Source organism: Mesorhizobium sp. INR15 (genome assembly GCF_015500075.1).
Taxonomy (GTDB): Bacteria; Pseudomonadota; Alphaproteobacteria; order Rhizobiales; family Rhizobiaceae; genus Mesorhizobium.
The window spans coordinates 3,618,636-3,638,667 of the sequence record NZ_CP045496.1; the positions used below are offsets into that span (position 1 = coordinate 3,618,636).

Below are 20,032 nucleotides of genomic sequence, written 5' to 3' on the forward strand. Positions count from 1 at the left end.
ACTAGCTGATCCCGAGATGGCTCTTCAGGCCGGGCACCGATCCCATCACCTGATTGGTCAGATCGGGGCCTGCCGCGGCCTCCGCTTGTTGCACCAGCGTCGCGCCGGCCTTCTGGAGCTGCGCCATGTCGAGGCCGGACGCCTTGAGCGCCGCCAGGCCGTTGACGAGTGCACCGGCCTTCTCGCCGAGCACGCCGCCAAGCGCGCCCTGCAGTGACGACAGGAAGCCGCCGCCACCGGCGGCCGGAGCGGCGGCCATGACGTCGTATTTCTGCGCCAGCGCGTCGGCGCCGGGAATCTTGGCGAAGAAGGCGGAGGCGCTTGTGCCCTGGGCCTCATGCTCAAGCACGGAGAAGATCGTGCCGACGACCTTTTCGGTGGTGGCCTGATCGATCCCAGCCTTCTGGGAGACGGTGGTTACGATATCCTGGACGTCCATGACTTCACCTCAACCCTTGCGTTTCGTGTCTGTTGGACGCGGCCGGCGGCTGCGAACCTTGATCATGGACTGTTTGCTTGCGGTCACCACCATCGAGCCCAGCGCCAGAAAAGCCGCCGCTGCAACCAGGAACCCTGTAGCGAGGATCGGGGAAGGCAAGGTCATCGGCGTCATTCCTTTCCAGGTCAGGACCGCAGCCGCGCCAAACCATCGCGCGGCCGATTTCAGGCAGTTTCCCTCACTATTGTGGCAGCACCATCAAGATTTTTCGCTGATGACAAGATTGTGATGACGGCGCCGATTGCCGGTCAATCGTGACGGATGACGATTTTCCCGAAGGCCTCGCCACGCGCATAGTAGCGGAACGCCTCCACGGCATCCTCGAACGCGAAGACGCTGTCGATGACGGGCCGCAGGCCGTGCATGGCGATCGCGCTGTTCATGGCCAGGAACTGGGCCCGGTTGCCGACCGCGATACGCCTGATGCTGGTGACGGTGGCGGAGAGGGCGGCAATGCCGATCGAGGCCGCGCTTTTGTCCAGCGAACCGACCTGGCTGATCTGACCGCTGAGCGCGACGGCCTTCAGCGATTGTTCCATGGTGCCGGCGCCGCCAACCTCGACGATCACGTCGACGCCGCGGCCGCCGGTCATTTCGCGGACGCAGGCATGCCAGTCCGGCGTCGTGCGATAATTGATCACCGCATCGGCGCCGAGTGCCGTCAACCGTTGCGCCTTGTCGTCGCTGGAGGTCGTGGCGATGACACGGGCGCCGAAAAGCCTGGCGAGCTGCAAGGCAAACAGCGAAACGCCGCCCGATCCTTGCGTCAGCACGGTCTGCCCGGGCAGTAGAGGGACGCCGCCTGAAAGCGCGTTCCAGGCGGTGACGGCGGCGCAGGGCAAGGTGGCCGCTTCCTCGTAGGACAGATGCGGCGGTATTTGCACAGCGGCATCCTCCGGCAACAGCGCGTATTCGCTCAGCATCCCGTCGAGTGAGCCGCCGAGTTGTGCTGAATAATCCCAGCCGAATGGCCCGTCGATCCAGCGCGGGAAGATCGAAGCCGCGATACGGTCGCCGATCTTGACGCGGGTGACGCCGTCGCCGATCGCGACCACTTCACCGGCACCGTCTGAAACGGGGATGAGATCGGGCTTGACCGGCAGCGGGTAGTAGCCCTGCAGGATCATCAGTTCTCTGGCGTTGAGCGAGACAGCGCGCACGGCAACCAGGATTTGGTGCGGTCCGGGCGAGGGGATCGCCTCATCGCGCATGACGATGCCGTCTATGCCGCCGCCAAGATTGGCACGGTAGCTTTTCATGGTGTTCTCCTGAGACAACGCAAGCGCATGGGTTGGCGATAGCCGGACTACGAGATGATGAATTGATGGTCGGAGAGAATGCGGCCCTCGTCGTTGAGGACGAAGAACTCGAGGCCAACGGCTAGTACCGTGTCGGAGCCTTGCGGCAGCATTTCCCAGGTCAGAAGCATGCCGTTCTGTACGACCTGGAGACCCGGCCTGGCGCGAAACCGGTTCTTGCCCTGAATGACATTCTTGTCGTGCGAGGCGGCAACCCGCGCCTCGATGGCGGCATGGCCTTGATAGGCGGCTGATTTCAGGTAGTTGGCGCCATCCGGCGCCCAGAGATCCTCGATCGTCTCGCGGCGCACGGCGGCGTCCGTTTCGTGCCACATCGCGACATAGCGGGTCGCCAATTCTTCAGTGGTGATCATCGTTTGGGGCATAGGATTGTCTCCGTTTTCGAGCGCGATGCGCTGCAGATGGAGGTAACCCTAGATCCATTTATTGGTTGGAAAAACTGCTGAAATCGGTACAGGTAATGTAGATCATCTATATAATGAAATGAGCACCTCATGGCGCGAACCGACGTTTTCACAGGCCTGTCCGAGTTTCTCGCCGTTGCCGCGCATGCAAGCTTTCGCGCCGCGGCGGCGGAACTGGGTGTAACGCCGGCCGCCGTCAGCCAGGCGATCCGGTCGCTTGAGGCACGCGCCGGCATGCCGCTCTTTCAACGCACGACGCGCCGGGTCGCGCTGACCGAAGCCGGTGTGGACTTCCTGGCGCGGCTGAAGCCGGCTTCCAACGAGATCGGTGATGCCTTTGACGCCTTGTCGGTCCTGAGCCAGCGCCCGATGGGAAATCTCAGGCTGTCGGTGCCGCGCATAGCGCTTGATCTGGTGATCTATCCGCTGCTGCCCGCGTTTCGCCAGGCCTTTCCCGATGTCACCCTGGAGATTGATGTCGATGATGCCTCCGTCGATCTGATGGCGGGCGGCTATGATGCCGGCATTCGCATCGGCGACTTTATCGAGCGGGACATGATCGCTGTCAGGATCACGCCTGATTTCACCTGGTCGGTGCTTGGCGCGCCGTCCTATTTCACGGTGCGTGGACGGCCGCAAACGCCGGAAGACCTGATGCGGCACGAATGCATCCGCTACCGCTTTCCAACAGCCAGGACGATCTATCGATGGCAGTTCGCCCGCGATGGCCGCGAGTTCTCGCTCGATGCTCCAGGTGGCATCTTGGTCAACGACCATATCAGCATGATCGAACTGGCGCGGAACGGTGTCGGCCTCTGCTACTCCGCCGACAAGGTTGCGGCATCCGAACTGGCATCAGGCGCACTGGAGCCCGTGCTGCGGCGCTACCTGCCAACCAAGCCCGGCCTGTTCCTGTATTTTCCGACCCGCAGCCAGGCACAGCCGAAGCTGCGTGCTTTCATCGATGCAGCCACCGCGCTCATGCGCGCCAAGTGAAAGGCATGTCTCTTCCGTTCGCGACTGGACGAGGTGGGCCTCGCGCCTATCTTGGCGTGGGAGATCCGAGATCGAGGAGCGCGCCATGACGAAATCCGACGCCGACACCACACCTGCCATCACGCAGGCAATGGTCGATGCCTATGACGAATACACGCATCTGACGCTCGACCGCCGCCGCTTCATGGAACAACTGACCAGGCTGGCAGGATCGGGTGCGGCGGCGGCAGCGATCGCGCCGTTGCTGGCGGCAAATTCCGCGCAGGCGGCGATCGTCGCCGAGGACGATGCCCGCGTGAAGGGCGAGGACGTCACTTATCCCGGCGGCAGCGGCGAGATGAAGGGCTATCTCGTGAAGCCGACCGGCCATGCCGGGAAGCTCGGCACGGTCATCGTCATCCATGAGAACAGGGGCCTCAACCCGCATATCCGCGACGTTGCCCGGCGCGTGGCGCTGGAAGGGTTCGTGGCACTGGCGCCGGACTTCCTGTCGCCGCTCGGCGGCACACCGGATGATGAAGACAAGGCGCGCGACCTGTTTCCCAAGCTTGATCCGGCGCAACTCGCGGCCAATGCGGTGGCGACTGTGGCGTATCTGAAAGCCGACAAGGACGGCAATGGCAAGGTCGGCGCGGTCGGCTTCTGCTGGGGCGGCGGCACGGTCAACATGCTGGCCGTCGACGCACCCGACCTCGCGGCAGGCGTCGCCTATTACGGCATGCAGCCGAAGGCCGCCGATGCGGCGAAGATCAAGGCCGCGCTGATGCTGCATTATGCCGGGCTGGACACACGCACCAATGCCGGGATCGATGCCTACAAGAAAGAACTCGACGCGGCGCATGTCGAATACACGGTCTATGTCTATGACGGCGCCAACCATGCCTTCAACAACGATACGTCGGCGGCCCGCTACGACAAGGCCGCGGCGGATCTCGCCTGGGGCCGCACGATCGCATTCCTCAAGCAGAAACTGGCCTAGCTGGACGGCGCGGCCCACACCGTTTCAAAGGCCGGCGACAGCGTGAAGCCGGCCGGCAAAACCGAAACAGGCGGCGGGCGGCGCACACCTTCCTGCAGATACCGCAGGGCCGACATCAGCCCGTTCATGGTATAAGGCTTGGCGATGACGCCGACCGCGCCCGCGAAGTGATCAGGAATGCGCTTCGGATTGGCGGTCATGAACACCACCATCGAGTTCTTCTGTTCACCAATGTATTCAGCCACTTCGACGCCGGTCGGGCCGTCGGTCAGTTGAATGTCGACAAAGGCGATATCGGCATCCGTCGTATCAACCATGCTCCTTGCCTCGGTCAGGGAGGTTGCCCAACCGACGACGCTGTGGCCAGCGTCCTCGACAAGGCTTTCCAGCTCCATCGCCAACAGCGCTTCATCCTCGACAATCAGGACCTTCAGCGGTTCAATCATGACATGTTCCCCTTCTGCTGCGGTTCATTGGGCATCGATATGACAACCCTGGTGCCCGGGCCGGCATCGCGCCATTCGATGTCGGCGCGCAGCTGACGGGCGAGCGACTTGATCAGCCGCATTCCGAAGGATGCGTCGCCACTGGCATCGGCCATGCCGACACCATCGTCTGACACCTCGATGTTGAAGTGGCCGTCAGGCTGGCTCATCTTGACGCCGATGCGGCCAGCGGTGGTTCCGTCGGGCTTTTCCTTGAAAGCATGTTTTAGAGCGTTGGTGACAAGCTCGTTGACCATAAGGGCCACCGGCGTCGCCTTTTCCGCCGAAATGACGATCGGCTCCAGCTCCAGCGTCGACTTGATTTCCGAGCGTCCGGAGGCCATCAGCAGATCGGTGACGAGATCCCTGGCGAAATCCGAAACGTCGAACTTGCTGACATCCTTCGACTGATAGAGCCGGCGATGCACGGTGCTCAGCGCTTCGATACGCTCCAGCATGGTGGTCAGCGACTGTTTGGTCGCCTCGTCCTTTATGGTCCGGCTCTGCATGACGATCAGCGATGAGATCATCTGCAAGTTGTTCTTCACCCGGTGATCGACCTCATGCAGCAAGGTGGTTTGCGCTTCGAGTGCGGCCTCGAGTTCTCGCGTGCGCTCCTTGACCGCCTTTTCGAAGCGATCCTTGTCAGCGGTGATGCGATGCTCCGACCGCTTGCGATCGGTTACGTCGAGTTGCGAGGCGAAGAAGAACTGCAGCTCGCCGCTGCCGTTCGAAACCGGGCTGATATAGAGCGCGTTCCAGAAGGTGGAACCATCCTTGCGATAGTTCAAAACATCGACGCTGACATCCGTTGTGGCGGCAACGGCTTCGCGCACCTTATCTATCGCCGCCTTGTCGGTTTTTGGCCCCTGGAGAAAGCGGCAATTCTTGCCAAGCACATCTTCGCGCGCATAGCCCGTCAATCGCAAGAAAGCGTCGTTAACGAAAACAATGGGATTGTCGGCCCGCCTTGGGTCCGTGATGATCATAGACATGCGGGTAGCCCTTATGGCGGCCGCGAACGGATCACCTTTGCCATGTTCGACATGAAGGTCATCCGTCATATGCCACGCGTCAGCCGGCTCCCTGGTGTGTTTCCAGTCCATTCTTGTTCTCCAAGCCGTTCGTGGGGAGACAACGGCTCAGGCCGGGCATGGTTCAATCTTGGGCCGTATTGTCGCATCCGGACGAATCACGGAACCACATTGAAAACAAAGTAAGCTACTGGAAATAAAGGGTATGTTGCCGCTGATCAAAAGCGCTTCCGGCCGTTAAAAGCCACACCGGCGACCACAAGGGCGATGCCCAGGCAGTATCTGAAGCCGGGATCATCCAGTCGTCGCCGGTTGTGGCGCGGTCGCCTCTGGCCGCCATCAAGCGACAGCCTTGAATCCGCGCGTTGAGAGGCGGCCCAGGCTTGTTGTGTTCAACGACAGCAGGTCGTCTGTCAGGCGTGGCCGCGCTTCAGCCGCGCGCGCTTCAGGATGCTGCGCCAGCGGATCATGTCGAACGGGATCGGCTCATTGCTGTTGGCGATGTGGAAAATCTCGTTGTCGACGTTCTTGAGCGAGCGCCAGAAATCATAGTCGGTAATGCGCGGATCAGCAGCTAGCCTGTCCACTTCGACCTTGATGTCGGTTTTCATGCACGTCCCTCGAACCGGCTTGCCCCGCCGCCCGTATCTCAACCCGATGCGGATCGTTCTCGACCGCTCGACTGAGTCGTTCAACGGCTCAATTGGCTTGTTCACGTTAAAACCTTGGTAAGGTTAACGCTGGCGTATAGCCGCTTCAAGCGCCCGCATGCCGAATTCGGTGGTCCCGTTCTTTTGATTTTCCAGTGTGGCTTTTGAGCCCAAATCAGCGCGTGGCTATGTCCGGGAAAGGCGCGAATTTCGGCTTTGTCCTACTTGCGGCGGATACCGATCGCGCGGCCGGCGCGTTCCGGCATTGGCAGCGTGGCATGGGCGGCACGCATCGCTTCCACCTTGGCGAGCACATCGGCGGGGAAGGGCGCCACCTTGGGCCCGGCCATGTCGACATGCAGCGACAGCGTTTCGGAGGTGGCCGCCAGCCAGCCGTCGACATGGCGGATTTCCTGGTAGGTTCTCAGCCGCTTCTCGTCGTGGTCAATAAGCTGAAGAGAGACCGTTACCTTGTGCTCGAGGTGGAGCTCCTGCAGGTAACAGACATGGACTTCCGCGGTGTAGATGGTGAGGCGGCGGTCCCTGACGTAGTTCGGCCCCATCCCCATCTCTTCGAAAGCGCCGTCCGAGCCACGGTCGAAGATGACGTTGTAATAGGCCATGTTGAGATGGCCGTTATAGTCGATCCAGTCCTTCTCGATATCCATTGGTTTGGAGACGAAGGGGGCAGGCAGGGACATGGAACTTCCTTGTTATGGTGCTGGACAGGGACAGGGTGGTGAGACTAGGCATCGATAAGCATGACGAGCATAGACGCAGGGAAGCGCCGACGCTGGTCCATTCGCGGAGAAATTCATGGCTCTGAGCGACCTCAACCCCGTAGAGCGCAATGAAGACGGCATCGCCGCCGTGCTCGGCATCCTCAAGCAGCGTTTTGGCGAGCGTTTCCAGACCGGCCAGGCAATCCGGTCACAGCACGCGCACACGACAACCTACATCCCGACGCAGGCGCCCGACGGTGTCGCTTTTCCCGAGACGACGGCCGAAGTGCAGGAGATCGTTCGCGCTTGCGCCCAATACCGCGTGCCGGTCATCGCTTTCGGTGTCGGATCGTCGCTGGAAGGTCACACCAATGCGCCCGGCGGCGGCATCTCGCTCGACACTTCGCGGATGAACCGCATTCTGGCGGTCAACCCGCAGGATCTCGATTGCACGGTCGAGCCCGGAGTGACACGCGAGGATTTGAACCGGCATCTGCGCGACACCGGCCTGTTCTTTCCGATAGACCCCGGCGCCAATGCGTCGCTTGGCGGCATGGCGGCAACGCGGGCCTCGGGCACGAATGCCGTGCGCTACGGCACGATGCGCGAAAACGTGCTGTCGCTGACAGCTGTTATGGCCGACGGCGAGGTCGTGACCACGGGCAAGCGGGCGAAGAAGAGCTCGGCCGGGTATGATCTGACGCGGCTGCTGGTCGGCTCTGAAGGCACGCTCGGCATCATCACGTCGCTGACCTTGAAGCTGCAAGGCATTCCACAAGCGATATCCGGCGGCGTCTGCCCGTTCCCTAGCGTCGAGGCCGCCTGCAACGCGGTGATCGCGACGATCCAGATGGGCATCCCGGTGGCGCGCATCGAACTGGTCAACGGGCTGCAGATGCGGGCGATGAAGAACTATTCGAAGCTCGACTATCCCGAAAGCCCATGCCTGTTCGTCGAGTTCCATGGCAGCGATGCCGGCGTGGCCGAACAGGCCGAAACCTTTGGCATGATCGCGGAAGAAAACGGCGGGGGGCCATTCCTTTGGACCAGCGTTGCCGAGGAGCGGACCAAGCTTTGGAAGGCCAGGCACGACGCTTACTGGTCATCGCTGACGCTGCGGCCGGGCGCCAAGGGCCTGTCGACCGATGTCTGCGTGCCGATCTCGCGCTTTGCCGAATGCGTTATGGAGACCGAGGCTGACATTGCCGAGATGGGGCTGATCGCGCCGATCGTCGGTCATGCCGGCGACGGCAATTTCCATGTTCTGGTGCTGATGGATGTCGATGACCCCAAGGAGATCGCGCTGTCGGAGAAATTCGTCGCCAGACTGAACATGCGGGCGATTGCCATGGACGGCACCTGCACCGGTGAGCACGGCATCGGCCAGGGCAAGGTCGGCTTCCTGCGCCATGAACTCGGCCACGGCGTCGACATCATGCGCTCGATCAAGCAGGCGCTCGATCCTCAGAACATCCTCAACCCCGGGAAAATCCTGCCGGCGGCAGGATAGGCGGCCGGAGCTCGCGACGGTCTCTAGCGCGGAAGCTCACAGTTCCGAAAGACGGCGCGCGGGTTCGGCGCGGTGGAGATAGCCAGTGAACGTATCGGGGGAGCTTGGCTTGGACAGCTGGGTCACGATGCGCCCGACTTCGCCGCGATGATAGCCGGCATGGGTGATGACATGGGCAAGCATTTCCTCGCGTGACATCTCCCCAGGCGTGCCGTCAGTGAAGGTAAAGCGGATCGTTTCTACCAGCTCGTGGGGACCCAGCTGTTCGACATATCCGAGATACCACCGGTCCGTATCCCTGATCGCTTCAGAGAGTTCGGCGAGCTTCGGTGTTTCCGCCGTACCCGTATCCCTGTAGTCGTGCTTCTGCTTCCGGGCATTGGCGGCGAATATCCTGTCGACGACATGCGCGTGGTTGATGGTTTCAAGGATCTGTCCCAAGCCCTCCTTGCCAAGGTCCTTCTCAATGTCCTTCAGCGAGACAATGAGTTCCTCATCGGCCCAGGATTTGTATTTGAACAGGGATAAAAGGAGCGTCTTGCTGCTCATGGCGGCCTCCGATTGTGTTGCGCTCCTGACCCGGTTGGGTAAAATGTGAGCTTCTATTCACATTTTGCGGAAAAAGCGCCGATATGGCTACTCGCATTCCCCCGCAACGCGAAAGCCCGCGCAAGGCGCCGAGGCAGCAGCGTTCCCGTGCCACCGTGGATGCCATCCTCGAGGCCGCCGCTCGCGTTCTGGCAAAGCGTGGCTGGGCCGATTTCACCACCAATGAGACGGCCCTGGCGGCCGGCGTCAGCATCGGTTCGCTCTATCAGTATTTTCCCAACAAGCTGGCGCTGGCGGAGGAAATCCGCGCCCGTCATCTCGATGCTGTGCTGGCGGCCATTTCCATTTCAGACAGCGGCGAGGGGGCAGCCACGCTTGAGCGGCGCGTGGCAAAATTGATCGACGGCGTCGTCGCTGCCCACTCGGTCGACCAGGAACTGCATCGCGTCCTGCTCGATGAGGTGCCGCTGGCGGCGCGCTCGAAACAGGACGCGTTCGAGCTGGACTACCTCAGGCGCTATCAGGCGGTGATTCCACCGTTGCCTGGCAAGCCCGATCCGATACGCGATGAGATTACGGGGCGTGTGCTGTCGGCCGCCGTCGAAGGGGTCATCCATGCCGCGGCACGGCACGGCGAACTCGATTCGCCGGCCTTGCGCACCGAGCTCAACGAAATGGTCTGTGCCTATTTGCGCCATCGGTCCGGGCGCTGAGCTTAGATCCGGCTTTGCAAGAATCGGAATGCGCGCGGCGCTGATGGGGTGCAGAACTCGATCCTATCAAAAGTAGAGGATCACCATGCTGACGCTTCACGACTATCTGCCCTCCCAAAACGCCTGGAAGGTCCGCGTTTTGCTGGGACTGCTCAAGATTCCTTATGAGACCCGTAGCGTCTCGATTTTCGAGGGTGAGAGCCATGCCGACGCCTTTCTCGACCTCAATCCGGCGGGCGCGGTTCCCGTTCTTCAGCTTGAAGACGGACGCGCGATCGCCGAGTCGAATGCGATCCTGACTTACCTCGCCGAAGGCACGCCGTTTCTGCCAGCGGACCGCTATCAGCGTGCGAAGGTCATGCAATGGCTGTTCTTCGAACAGTATCATGTCGAGCCGGTCATCGGTTCATTGCGATACTGGACATTGACCGGGCGGCTTGAGCGCAACAAAGCCATTGTCGCGGCGAAGCGGGAAGCCGGAGCCCGCACACTCCAGGCACTGAACCGCAGCCTCGCCGAAGGATCCTTCCTAGGCCGTGTGGACGAATTGACTCAGGTATAGGTTTTGGGGTTCCGCTGACGAATCCAGTCTGATTCATGGATTGTCGACTGATTTGGAGGTCGGCGATGTCCACGAGGATGACGGAAACGGATTGGGCGAACACGCTGGAGGTTTTCCGGGCCTGCCTGCCACGGCGAGGCCGCAAGGCTGCGGACGACCGGCTGTTTCTGGAAGCCATGCACTTCTTCACGGTGGAGAATGTGCGCTGGCGTGCGCTGCCGGAACGCTTCGGCCACTGGAACTCAGTGTGGAAGCGCTTTGACCGGCTGAGCAAGGCCGGCGTGTTCGAAGCCTTCTTCGACACGTTGGCCGAGATGAGCGCATCGGCCCATCTGATCCAAATGTTCGACTCCACCATTGTCCGCGCCCATGTCTCGGCAGCGGGCGCAAAGGGGGGCAGCAAGGCCAGGCGCTCGGCCGCTCGCGCGGCGGGTTCACAACGAAAATCCACGCCAAGGCGGACAATTCTGGCGACATCATCGCGTTCGATCTGACCGGTGGCCAGGTTGCCGACACAACCCGCTTCGAGACCCTGCTCGACATAGGGCCGGACATCACCCCACGCGCCGCGCTGGGCGACAAAGGCTATTCCAGCAAGGCCAATCGCGCCGCCGCGCGGACACGCGGCATCGCCCCGGTGATCCCTCACAAGGCCAACGAGAAAAACAGGCCAGCCTTCTTCGCCAAGACGCTCTACAAGGCGCGCGCCCGCATCGAACAAGGCTTCGGGCGGCTCAAGCGCTTCAAACGCGTTGCCCTGCGATGCGAAAAGACCGCACGAAACTTCCGCTCAATCGTAAGCTTCGCCGCAGGCCTATGCTTGATCAAATTCGTCCACACGGCCTAGTCGGCAAGCAGCTATCGATCGCGGATATCGCGGTCTATGCGTACAGCCACCGAGCCGAGGATTGCGGCTTCGTTCTCCCGGACTATCCGGCATTCATGGCTTGGCTTGGCCGTGTACGGGACGCACTCGGCCCTGATTATCCCGTGTATCCGTACAGCATCGACAAACATTCCGGCGGTTGATCTGTTCGAATGCGGGCCTTGAAGAGCGGCACCATCGTTGCTGAAAACGGTTCGCCTTGACCTCAGCGCTGTTTGGTCCGAGGCTCCTGACCGAGGCCTGAAGTCACAGGCGTGCCAAGCGGAGGAAACAGTGTCATGGCAATCTCACGCAAGGAAGAGGCTCGGGCGCTGAGCGCCGACGAACACGAGTTGGTGGAGAAGTCGCACCATCCGGTGGTGCAAAACCTCTCCGATGCGGACCTCGCCAGCCTGGTCAAGCTGTTGCGGGAGCGGCGCGACAAGGCACAGACGCAGGCGCATCAGCGCCGCCGCGAAATACGTGGCAAGGGCGCGTCAAAGGGTGCCGCCGCCTCCAGGGCCGATGGCGGCTCTCAGTTGAAGCTGGCGGTGCTGGCGATGGCCATGCGGCGGCTGAATGGCGAGGCCGAACGGCGCCGGCAATTGGCGGCGCGTCTTTCGCTGGTCGACAATGCGCGCAAGGCGCTGACGCTGAAGCAAAGGGCGACAGCCGACGGTCCCGCATTCAATTCGCGCACCGCGCACCAGGGCATGCGCGCCGTGGCAAACCAGAGGGCGCAAGACCTTGTGCGGCCGATGGAACTCGGCCGCCAGCGCAAGGCGGCAAAGGTGGCGCAGGCAAAGCGCGACGCGCGGTGAGTTTCTACCCGGCCTGAACCAGCGTCTGCAGCATCGGCCGAGTCGGGGCGAAAAACGTCGTGCCGGTGTGCGGTGTCGAGAAATCCAGCAGCCGGTCGTAGGCGCCCGGCGGCTCACCGATGTACATGCGTTGCAGCATCTTCTCGATCACCCAGAGATAGCGGGAATAGCCTATAAAATAGGTGCTGAATTCCTTTTGTCCCGGACGGCCAAAAGGCATGTTGTCGCGCAGGATGTCGTACTCGTTGCCGTCGGCATCCTCGATGGTGGCGAGCGACTTATGCGATTTGCGCGGCGCCTTGTCGTCGTCGATTTCGATGTTATCGATCTTGGTGCGGCCGATGATCTCCTCCTGGAGATGCGTCGGTGTTCGCGCCCAGGCGCCGAGATCGTGCAGATATCTCTGAACCACGACATAGCTGCCGCCGGCGAAACCGGCATCCTCATCGCCGACGAGCGCCGACGCGGGCAAGTCGAGGCCGGTCGGGTTGGCTGTGCCGTCGACAAAGCCGAGCAGGTCACGCGCGTCGAAATAGCGAAAGCCGGAGACTTCATCGACGACAGTCACGCTGTCACCCAGGCTGTCGAGCAAAATACGCTCGAACTCGAAGCACATGTCGGGGCGTTCGGAGCGGATGTGGAAGAGAAGATCGCCAGGGGTCGAGGGGGCCGAATGAGCCGCGCCCTTGATCGGTGCGAACGGCTTCAGTTCCCGCGGCCGGCGATTCGTCGACAACCGATCCCAAAGGTCGCGGCCTATCCCGGCGATGCAGGACAGCCGGCCTGAAAGGTCGCGAAACCCAACAGTCTTGACGAGATCGTCAAGTCCGCCGAGCACCGAGGCGGTTTTGGCGAGCGCGGCCTTGTCGCCTGCGACGGTGACCACAAGGAAGACCGCTGCCAGCGACAGCGGTGCGTCGACGCTCTGCGCATCGATCGGCACTCTGTCCCAGTTCTTTCCTGACATCCGAAAGTCTCCATTTTCCAGAATTTTTGGGACAGAGCGAGGACACTCAAGAACAGGATATCCATCGCCAGCGGCCATGCAACCGCGCCTTCGCGACGGGGTTTTGGTGAAGATGGCGTCCACGCCAGACATCTTGCGGCTGTGCCAGCCGAATTGCCTCTTTATCGACACGCGGATGCGGGTAGAGTGCGGCAGAATTTCAATCAACCGTTTCGGAGCTGATGCTCGCTCGCCTGTTCGTGATCTTCGGTGGCCTTTTTGTGCTGGTGCTGTGTGCGGCGCTGGTGGTGCCGTATTTTATCGACTGGACAGGCTACCGTGCCGAGTTCGAGCGCGAGGCGAGCGCCATTCTTGGCCGCAAGGTGACCGTGCAGGGCGATGCGACGGCGCGGCTGCTGCCGTTCCCCTCGGTGACCTTCTCCAATGTCGCCGTTGCCGGCGGTCCCAACGGCCAGCCAGCCATGACCATCGAGACGTTTTCGATGGATGCCGAGTTGGCGCCGTTCCTGCGCGGGGAAGTGCTGATCTTCGACATGCGCCTGGTGCGGCCCAAGGCAATCATCAACATCGCGGCCGATGGCACTGTAGACTGGGCGATGCGGCCGTCCTCGCCCTTCGACCTCAACCAGATTTCAATCGAGAAGCTGACGGTGACGGAAGGCGAGATCGCGCTCAGCCACGCCGCCGGCGGGCGCAGCCACCTGATTTCCGAAATCAACTCGACCATTTCGGCCAAGTCGCTGGCTGGGCCGTGGCGGATGGACGGGTCGTTGCGGCTGGATGGGCTGCGCACCACCATTGCTGCGTCCACGGGCAAGGCTGACGGCAGCGGGCAGACGCGGCTCAGGCTCAAGGCCGATCCCGATGCCTATCCGCTGGTCATCGAGACCGATGGCAATGCCGGTATCGTCAAGGGTGCGGCGGTCTATTCCGGGCAATTCAAGATTTCCGGCGCCGACAAGAATTCCGCGCAGCTGCGCGGCAGCGATGGCGAGACGGTGAAAGTCAGCGCCGGCAAGCCAGATCCCGGCTTCCGGCTCAACGGCAAGTTCGCGCTCGATCATCAAAAACTCGGCGTCGACGAATTCCGCTTCGAGACCGGGCCGCTCGACAATCCCTACACCGCCGATGGCAAGGCCTCGGTTGATCTTGGCCTGAAGCCGAGCTTCGCCATCGAGGCCAATGGCGCGCAGGTGAAGTTCGACGAGGCCGTGGGTGCTGCGGCAGGGGCGGGCCTGACATTGGATCAGCGTATCGCGGGCCTCGAGCAGGCCCTGCTCGACCTGCCGAAACCTGCCATACCCGGAACCATCGAGGTCAAGCTGCCAGCGGTGGTGGCCGGCGACACCACGGTCCGCGACGTGCATCTCTCGGCCGAGCCGACCGAAGGTGGCTGGAAGGTGAAGTCGCTTGCCGCGACATTGCCTGGCCGGACCACGCTGGAAGCCGATGGCATGCTCATGCTGAACGTGCAGGGCCAATTTGGCTTCACCGGCTCGCTGTTGCTGGCCGTGGCGCAACCCTCGGGTTTTGCTGCGTGGCTGTCCAAGGATGTCGATGAGGCAATTCGGCGACTGCCCGCCGCCGGCTTCAAGGCCAAGGTCGACCTGAGCGAGAAGCGCCAGGCGTTCAGCGATCTCGAACTGATCCTCGGCAAGGCGAAATTTTCCGGCCGCATCGATTCCAGCCAACCGGACGACGCCAAGCCGTCGGTGCTGATGCGTCTCGAAGGCGGCGATCTTGATGTCGACGGGCTCGCGGCTTTTGTCTCGATCTTTGTCAACGACAAGGGCGCCAACCGCTTCTCCGACCGCGATCTCGATTTCCAGATCAAGGCTGGGCCGGTCAGTGCCGGCGGGCTGACCGCCGACACGGTCGACACGGCGCTGCGGCTGCGCGACGGACTGCTCGAAATCGATCGGCTCTCGGTGGGCGGGCTGGCCGGCGCCTCGATCAGCGCCACCGGCCGGATCAAGGATTTCCCGGCGAGCCCCACCGGCAAGCTCGATGCTTCGGTGGTTGCCGTCGACCTCAAGCCGCTGATCGACGTTGCGGCGCAGCACTATCCCGACAATGCGGTGCTGAAGGGGCTGGCCAGCCGCGCGGCGGCCTATCCCGACCTGTTCCAGGACGCGCGGGTCGACCTGATCGCCAGCGCGGCCGACAATGGCGACGGCACCACGGGGCTCGCGGTCAGCGGACAAGGCAAGGCCGGTGGTTCAGGTTTCTCCGCGTCGCTATCGGGGAAGGGATCGGCCGACAAGCTTCTCGACGCACCGGTGACGCTGACCTTCAATGCCAAGAACCCCGATGCCACCGCGCTCCTGGCGCTCTACGGCCTGCCGGCTCTGCCGCTTGGCATGCTCGGAGAGGCCACCACGGATATTTCCGCCAAGGGCACGCTGGGCGGTGGTCTCGCGACCACCTTCAGCCTTGCCGGCAATGACTTCAAGGCTGGCTTCGAAGGAACGCTCACTGACACGCCGCAAGGTCCATCCGCCAGAGGCAAGCTCAGCCTTGACGCCACTGACATCGAGCCGTGGCTGATGACGACCGGCATCGGGCTGCCTGGCATGGGCGCCGGCATGTCGACATCGCTCGCGGCGCAGGCCGACTATGGCAATGGCCTGCTGGTGCTGGACGGTGTCAGCGGCGCCATCAACGAAGCGGCGGTTTCCGGCGACGTCAATCTCGACGTGAAGGAGGGCGTGCCGCATCTGGCCGGCGCCCTGACACTGGATGAACTGGACCTCGACCCGATGGCGGTGACGCTGTTTGGTGATTCTGCCTTCCTCGCGGACAAGAGCGGCGCATGGCCAGCCGCACCCTTCAGCCAGAAGTCCAGCCTGCCGTTCACCGCCGATCTCGACCTGAACACGGCAGCGCTTGCCGCCGGGCCCTTCGCCACGGCCTATGACGCCGCCTTTTCGTTGAAGCTCGACAAGGAAGGCATCCGTATCTCGGATCTCAAGGCGAAATTCCTCGGCGGCGCGCTGACCGGCCTGTTCGAGTTGAAGAACAATGACGGCAGCGGGCTGTTCACCGGCCAGGTGAAGCTTGCAGGCGCCGACCTGGCCGCCGTGCTGCCGGATACAGGCGTCACCGGCAAGGGCGATTTCTCGACCACGCTGTCGACCAGTGGCAAATCGGTCGATGCGATGGTGGCCGCATTGTCGGGGTCGGGCACGGCCGCGCTGAAGGGCCTGACGATCGCCGGCGTCAATCCGGATGCCTTCGGCGCTTTCATCGGCAAGGCCGATGCCATCGGGCGCGATATCGATGTGGCCAAGACCGCTGGCTTCGCGCCACAGATCGCGGCTGACGGCAGTTTTCCCGCCGGCGACAGTGACATCGCCTTCACGATTGCCGGCGGCACGCTGCGGGCGCCGCCGGTCAGCCTGGAAAATCCAGCAGCGGCGCTTTCCGCCGACATCACCGCCGACTTCAACGCCGGCACGGTCGCGACCAAGGGAGCGATTACTTACAAGCCTGGCGACGAGGCTCTGGTCGGCTCGGAACCAGCGGTGAATTTCAGCGTCGATGGACCATTCGGCGCCCTCAAACGAACGTTCGACAGCGAGCCTCTGGCGCAGTTCCTGACCCAGCGCGCGCTGGAAAAGGAACAGCAGCGCGTCGAAGCGATGCAGGCGGCGTTGCTGGAAAAGCAGCGGCTGCGGCGCGAGGTGCGCTACTACGCGGCCCTGCAGGATGCGCGCGACAAGGCGGCCGAAGAACTGCGCAAGCAGGAAGAAGCAGCAAGGCTGAAAGCCGAGGCCGATGCAAAGGCAAAAGCCGAAGCCGACGCCAAGGCACAAGCCGAGGCGGAAGCTCAAGCCAAGGCTGCCGCTGATGCGAAGGCCCAAGCGGATGCCGATGCGAAAGCCAAGGCGGATGCCGACGCGAAGGCCAAGGCGGATGCCGAAGCGAAGGCTGAGCAGAAGGCGGCGGACGAGGCGGCCAAGGCGCAAGCGGAGGAACAACAGCGCCTGAAGGTGGAGGAGGCGATGCGGATAGCCTCCGAGGAAAAGGCGAAGCTGGCGGCCGAACGCAAGGCCGCGGAACAGGCGCCCAAGGTGGAGCGGACGCCGCTGCCGCCGGCGAATGAAAATCCGGCGCCTGCCAAACCAAAAGCCAACCCTTTTACGATCGACAATCTGTTGAAGTCGCTGAGCGGCGGCTAAGGCTTATCGCGCTGAGCGGTTCGAACCGTTCGCTCTCCGCAATCGTGTGATCATGGGTTCTTTCGATCGAGCAATCGTCTCAGCATCGGCTCGATGCGGGACAGCTCATCGAGATGGGCCGCCGACAGTTCGGCCAGACAATCGTCGGCGCGCTCGGTCAACTGCAGCAGGACGCGGCGGTGGTCGTCCTTGTCCTGATCCCTGGCGACGAGCCCGGCTTCGCCTAGGCGGTTGACCAGTTCCACCGCGCTGTGATGGCGGATGCGCAGGCGCTCGGCCAGGTCACCGATCGTCACCGGTCCGCCTCCCGGAAATCCCTTGATCGCCAGCAGCGCCTGGTGCTGGCGCGCGGTCAGGCCGGCGTCTTCCGCCTGCAGCTGGCTGAATTCGAGGAACCGGCGGATCAGATAGCGGAACTCGGAAAGCCGCTGATAGTCGGCCTGGCTGATGGTGGTGCGGGGTTTCTGCGGCTGCGTCATGCCAGACATTTGTTCCATTCGTGAAAAAGCTCAAACGGTTTTCAAGCAGAACTGGCTTGAATATTTATATCGTATTACGATACATAGCCGCGCGATATGCCGGCTGGCCGCTTCGACCGTGCCGACCAAACCGATACGGCCCAACGCCAGGAAGCAAAGTCCGCCATGAAGCCCCATCACCCCAATCCCGGTCATCTCAGGGATTTCACCACCGACGCGAGGGTTTTGCTGATCGCAGCCATCGCCGTCGTCGTCGCCACGGCCGGGCTGTTCGCCGGCATCGCGCTGTTGAAGCTGATCCGGCTCGCCACCAACATCGCCTATTTCGGCCAGTTCACGCTCGCCGATCTTAAACTCCAGGACACGCCGCTCGGCTATGCCGCGGTGGTCGTTCCGGTGATCGGCGCGCTGATCATTGGCGTGATGGCGCGCTTCGGCAGCGAGAAGATTCGCGGCCACGGCATTCCCGAGGCCATCGAGGCGATCCTGCTCGGGCGGTCGCGCCTCGATGCCAAGGTGGCAATCCTGAAGCCGCTGTCGTCAGCGATCTCGATCGGCTCGGGTGGACCCTTCGGCGCCGAGGGGCCGATCATCATGACCGGCGGCGCCATTGGCTCGCTGATCGCGCAGATGCTGCCGGTCAGCGACAATGAGCGCAAGACGCTGCTGGTCGCGGGCGCGGCTGCCGGCATGACCACTGTGTTTGGAACGCCGATCGCCGCCATCATGCTGGCGGTGGAACTGCTGCTCTTCGAATGGACGCCGCGCAGCTTCATTCCAGTCGCGGTCGCCGCCATCATCGCCGAGGTGGAACGCACCATGCTGCACCTTCCCGGGCCGATCTTTCCGTTTCATGGCGGCATGGAGGTTTCCTTTGTCGGTCTCGGCGGCTGGGTGCTGATCGGCATTGCTGCGGGTCTCCTGTCGGGACTGCTGACGCAGATGGTCTACGCCTGCGAGGATGGCTTCCAGAAACTGCCGATCCATTGGATGTGGTGGCCGATGCTCGGTGGCCTGGTGGTTGGCATCGGCGGGCTGATAGAGCCGCAGGCGCTGGGTGTCGGCTATGACAACATCGCCAACATGCTGGACGGCCGAACGCTTGCCGCCGCCGCGCTGACGCTGCTGGTGGTAAAGGCGATCATCTGGTCGGTCGCATTGGGATCAGGAACGTCGGGAGGCGTGCTGGCGCCGCTGCTGATCATGGGTGGCGCGATGGGCGCGGCGCTTGCCGGCATTTTACCCGCCGCCGATCCCGGCTTCTGGGCGCTGCTGGCCATGGCCGCGACAATGGGCGGCACGATGCGCGCGCCGCTCACCGCCACCTTCTTCGCCGTCGAATTGACCGGCGACACGCATGTGCTGGTGCCGCTGATCGCGGCCTGCGCCACCGCGCATGCGGTGACCGTGCTTTTGATGAAGCGCTCTATCCTGACCGAGAAGGTCGCGCGGCGAGGGCATCATCTGGTGCGCGAATATCGCGTCGATCCTTTCGCCCTGACCCGGGTGCGAGAGGTCATGACATCAGCTGTCGAAAGCGTGCCGGCGACGATGACGCTGCATGGCGCAGCGGCATTCCTGACGGCGCCGCAGACACGGCATCCGAGTTTCCCCGTGGTCAATGCGGAAGGGCAAGTGCTCGGGTTGATCGATCCGCCGGCGATCCTGAGCTGGCGGCGAGCCGGCAAGCACCGCACCACGACGCTTGGCGAATTGCTGGCCGGAAGCAAGGTGACGCTGGCCTATCCCGACGAATATCTCGAAGGCCTGTCCGACAAGCTGCTGATGGCCAATGTCTCGCATCTTCCGGTCGTTGCGCGTGAAGATGACCGGCTGGTCGGCTATATCGGCTGGAAGGACATGATGCGCGTGCGGGCCAGGAAACAGGCGGAGGAGCATGACCGCTCGGCGTTGCTGGGCTTCGGCACCCGCAGAAAGAAACGCGAAGGTACCGTTTCGTCCTAGAGCGGTTCAGCGTTTGATAGAATCGCTGGCCCGCTCTAAGTCCCTGTTTTTACGCAATTCCGGACGGAAAACCGCTGCGCACTTTTCCTGGAATTGCACTAGAGCGCCGCGCCACGCTTTGCCCAATCCAGCACATGAAGCCTGAGCGCGGAGGACAGGTTGGTGTCGCGCGGCCTTGTCCCGTCGATTTCGGCGACAAGGGCGGCGAGCGTCAACTTGCGTTCGGCGGCAATGGCGCCGAGATCGTCGTAGAACGGCTTTTCGAGCGAATAGCTGGTGCGATGGCCGCGAATGGTGACCGAGCGTTTTTCGACCGCGCTCACGTCGAGATG

The 20,032-nt window shown here is 62.6% G+C and carries 20 protein-coding genes and 3 pseudogenes; 11 read left to right on the top strand and 12 right to left on the bottom strand.

Going from position 1 to position 20,032, the window contains the following annotated elements:
* Position 1: 1 nt before the first annotated feature.
* The 4 genes from GA829_RS17630 to GA829_RS17645 all read right to left on the bottom strand — a co-directional run bounded on the left by GA829_RS17630 (position 2) and on the right by GA829_RS17645 (position 2,183).
* Positions 2-439, bottom strand: coding sequence for a hypothetical protein (locus tag GA829_RS17630; RefSeq protein WP_195173985.1), 438 nt, complete (start codon positions 437-439; stop codon positions 2-4).
* 9 nt (positions 440-448) lie between these two features.
* Positions 449-604 carry a hypothetical protein gene (locus GA829_RS17635; RefSeq protein ID WP_195173986.1) on the bottom strand — a complete coding sequence of 52 codons (156 nt, stop codon included), beginning with the start codon at positions 602-604 and terminating at the stop codon, positions 449-451.
* Between the two features lie 143 nt (positions 605-747).
* Positions 748-1,758 carry a zinc-dependent alcohol dehydrogenase family protein gene (locus tag GA829_RS17640; RefSeq protein WP_195173987.1) on the bottom strand — a complete coding sequence of 337 codons (1,011 nt, stop codon included), beginning with the start codon at positions 1,756-1,758 and terminating at the stop codon, positions 748-750.
* A 47-nt stretch (positions 1,759-1,805) separates the two neighbouring features.
* On the bottom strand, positions 1,806-2,183 hold the full coding sequence (locus GA829_RS17645; RefSeq protein WP_195173988.1) for a hypothetical protein: 378 nt from the start codon (positions 2,181-2,183) through the stop codon (positions 1,806-1,808).
* 129 nt (positions 2,184-2,312) lie between these two features.
* Between GA829_RS17645 and GA829_RS17650 the strand changes: the two genes are divergently transcribed.
* Together GA829_RS17650 and GA829_RS17655 are read left to right on the top strand one after the other, a co-directional pair.
* Positions 2,313-3,218, top strand: coding sequence for a LysR family transcriptional regulator (locus GA829_RS17650; protein ID WP_195173989.1), 906 nt, complete (start codon positions 2,313-2,315; stop codon positions 3,216-3,218).
* 85 nt (positions 3,219-3,303) lie between these two features.
* Positions 3,304-4,197 carry a dienelactone hydrolase family protein gene (locus tag GA829_RS17655; RefSeq protein WP_195173990.1) on the top strand — a complete coding sequence of 298 codons (894 nt, stop codon included), beginning with the start codon at positions 3,304-3,306 and terminating at the stop codon, positions 4,195-4,197.
* Here the strand turns inward: GA829_RS17655 and GA829_RS17660 are convergent.
* The 4 genes from GA829_RS17660 to GA829_RS17675 all read right to left on the bottom strand — a co-directional run bounded on the left by GA829_RS17660 (position 4,194) and on the right by GA829_RS17675 (position 7,067).
* Positions 4,194-4,643: a response regulator gene (locus tag GA829_RS17660; RefSeq protein ID WP_195173991.1), complete on the bottom strand. Its 450-nt coding sequence runs from the start codon at positions 4,641-4,643 to the stop codon at positions 4,194-4,196. The genes GA829_RS17655 and GA829_RS17660 overlap by 4 nt on opposite strands.
* Positions 4,640-5,788, bottom strand: a complete 1,149-nt coding sequence (locus GA829_RS17665) for a histidine kinase dimerization/phosphoacceptor domain -containing protein (RefSeq protein WP_195173992.1) — start codon at positions 5,786-5,788, stop codon at positions 4,640-4,642. Before GA829_RS17665 ends, GA829_RS17660 begins: the two co-directional genes overlap by 4 nt.
* A gap of 341 nt (positions 5,789-6,129) precedes the next feature.
* Positions 6,130-6,327 carry a hypothetical protein gene (locus tag GA829_RS17670; RefSeq protein WP_195173993.1) on the bottom strand — a complete coding sequence of 66 codons (198 nt, stop codon included), beginning with the start codon at positions 6,325-6,327 and terminating at the stop codon, positions 6,130-6,132.
* Positions 6,328-6,587: 260 nt separating this feature from the next.
* Positions 6,588-7,067 carry a thioesterase family protein gene (locus GA829_RS17675; RefSeq protein WP_195173994.1) on the bottom strand — a complete coding sequence of 160 codons (480 nt, stop codon included), beginning with the start codon at positions 7,065-7,067 and terminating at the stop codon, positions 6,588-6,590.
* Between the two features lie 115 nt (positions 7,068-7,182).
* On the opposite strand from GA829_RS17675, the gene GA829_RS17680 reads away from it, so the two are divergent.
* Positions 7,183-8,598 (top strand): FAD-binding oxidoreductase, encoded by a 1,416-nt coding sequence (locus GA829_RS17680; RefSeq protein ID WP_195173995.1) that lies wholly within the window; start codon positions 7,183-7,185, stop codon positions 8,596-8,598.
* Positions 8,599-8,634: 36 nt separating this feature from the next.
* Here GA829_RS17680 and GA829_RS17685 read toward each other — a convergent pair whose 3' ends face one another.
* On the bottom strand, positions 8,635-9,147 hold the full coding sequence (locus GA829_RS17685; protein WP_195173996.1) for a DinB family protein: 513 nt from the start codon (positions 9,145-9,147) through the stop codon (positions 8,635-8,637).
* Positions 9,148-9,230: 83 nt separating this feature from the next.
* Between GA829_RS17685 and GA829_RS17690 the strand changes: the two genes are divergently transcribed.
* The 6 genes and pseudogenes from GA829_RS17690 (at position 9,231) to GA829_RS17705 (ending at position 12,108) form a co-directional block, all read left to right on the top strand.
* Entirely contained in the window at positions 9,231-9,860 is a 630-nt protein-coding gene (locus GA829_RS17690) for a TetR/AcrR family transcriptional regulator (protein ID WP_195173997.1), read from the top strand.
* An 85-nt stretch (positions 9,861-9,945) separates the two neighbouring features.
* Positions 9,946-10,392 (top strand): annotated as a pseudogene (locus GA829_RS17695) (glutathione S-transferase family protein); the annotation flags it as partial.
* A 107-nt stretch (positions 10,393-10,499) separates the two neighbouring features.
* Positions 10,500-10,658 (top strand): annotated as a pseudogene (locus GA829_RS37540) (hypothetical protein); the annotation flags it as partial.
* Positions 10,659-10,744: 86 nt separating this feature from the next.
* Positions 10,745-11,269 (top strand): IS5 family transposase, encoded by a 525-nt coding sequence (locus tag GA829_RS37545; RefSeq protein ID WP_195179712.1) that lies wholly within the window; start codon positions 10,745-10,747, stop codon positions 11,267-11,269.
* Positions 11,266-11,451, top strand: a pseudogene (locus GA829_RS37795) (glutathione S-transferase family protein); the annotation flags it as partial. The gene GA829_RS37545 and the pseudogene GA829_RS37795, both read left to right, overlap by 4 nt.
* A gap of 135 nt (positions 11,452-11,586) precedes the next feature.
* Positions 11,587-12,108, top strand: coding sequence for a hypothetical protein (locus GA829_RS17705; RefSeq protein WP_195173999.1), 522 nt, complete (start codon positions 11,587-11,589; stop codon positions 12,106-12,108).
* A gap of 4 nt (positions 12,109-12,112) precedes the next feature.
* Here the strand turns inward: GA829_RS17705 and GA829_RS17710 are convergent, their stop codons facing one another.
* Entirely contained in the window at positions 12,113-13,075 is a 963-nt protein-coding gene (locus GA829_RS17710) for a Dyp-type peroxidase (RefSeq protein ID WP_195174000.1), read from the bottom strand.
* Between the two features lie 221 nt (positions 13,076-13,296).
* Between GA829_RS17710 and GA829_RS17715 the strand changes: the two genes are divergently transcribed.
* Positions 13,297-17,256, top strand: coding sequence for an AsmA family protein (locus tag GA829_RS17715; protein WP_195174001.1), 3,960 nt, complete (start codon positions 13,297-13,299; stop codon positions 17,254-17,256).
* A 50-nt stretch (positions 17,257-17,306) separates the two neighbouring features.
* Here GA829_RS17715 and GA829_RS17720 read toward each other — a convergent pair whose 3' ends face one another.
* The gene (locus tag GA829_RS17720) at positions 17,307-17,744 is read right to left on the bottom strand and encodes a MarR family winged helix-turn-helix transcriptional regulator (RefSeq protein WP_258051642.1); all 438 of its coding nucleotides are present in this window, start codon (positions 17,742-17,744) and stop codon (positions 17,307-17,309) included.
* Positions 17,745-17,900: 156 nt separating this feature from the next.
* On the opposite strand from GA829_RS17720, the gene GA829_RS17725 reads away from it, so the two are divergent.
* Positions 17,901-19,700, top strand: a complete 1,800-nt coding sequence (locus GA829_RS17725; RefSeq protein ID WP_195174003.1) for a chloride channel protein — start codon at positions 17,901-17,903, stop codon at positions 19,698-19,700.
* A gap of 98 nt (positions 19,701-19,798) precedes the next feature.
* Here GA829_RS17725 and GA829_RS17730 read toward each other — a convergent pair whose 3' ends face one another.
* Positions 19,799-20,023, bottom strand: a complete 225-nt coding sequence (locus GA829_RS17730) for a ribbon-helix-helix domain-containing protein (RefSeq protein WP_195174004.1) — start codon at positions 20,021-20,023, stop codon at positions 19,799-19,801.
* Between the last annotated feature and the right edge of the window lie 9 nt (positions 20,024-20,032).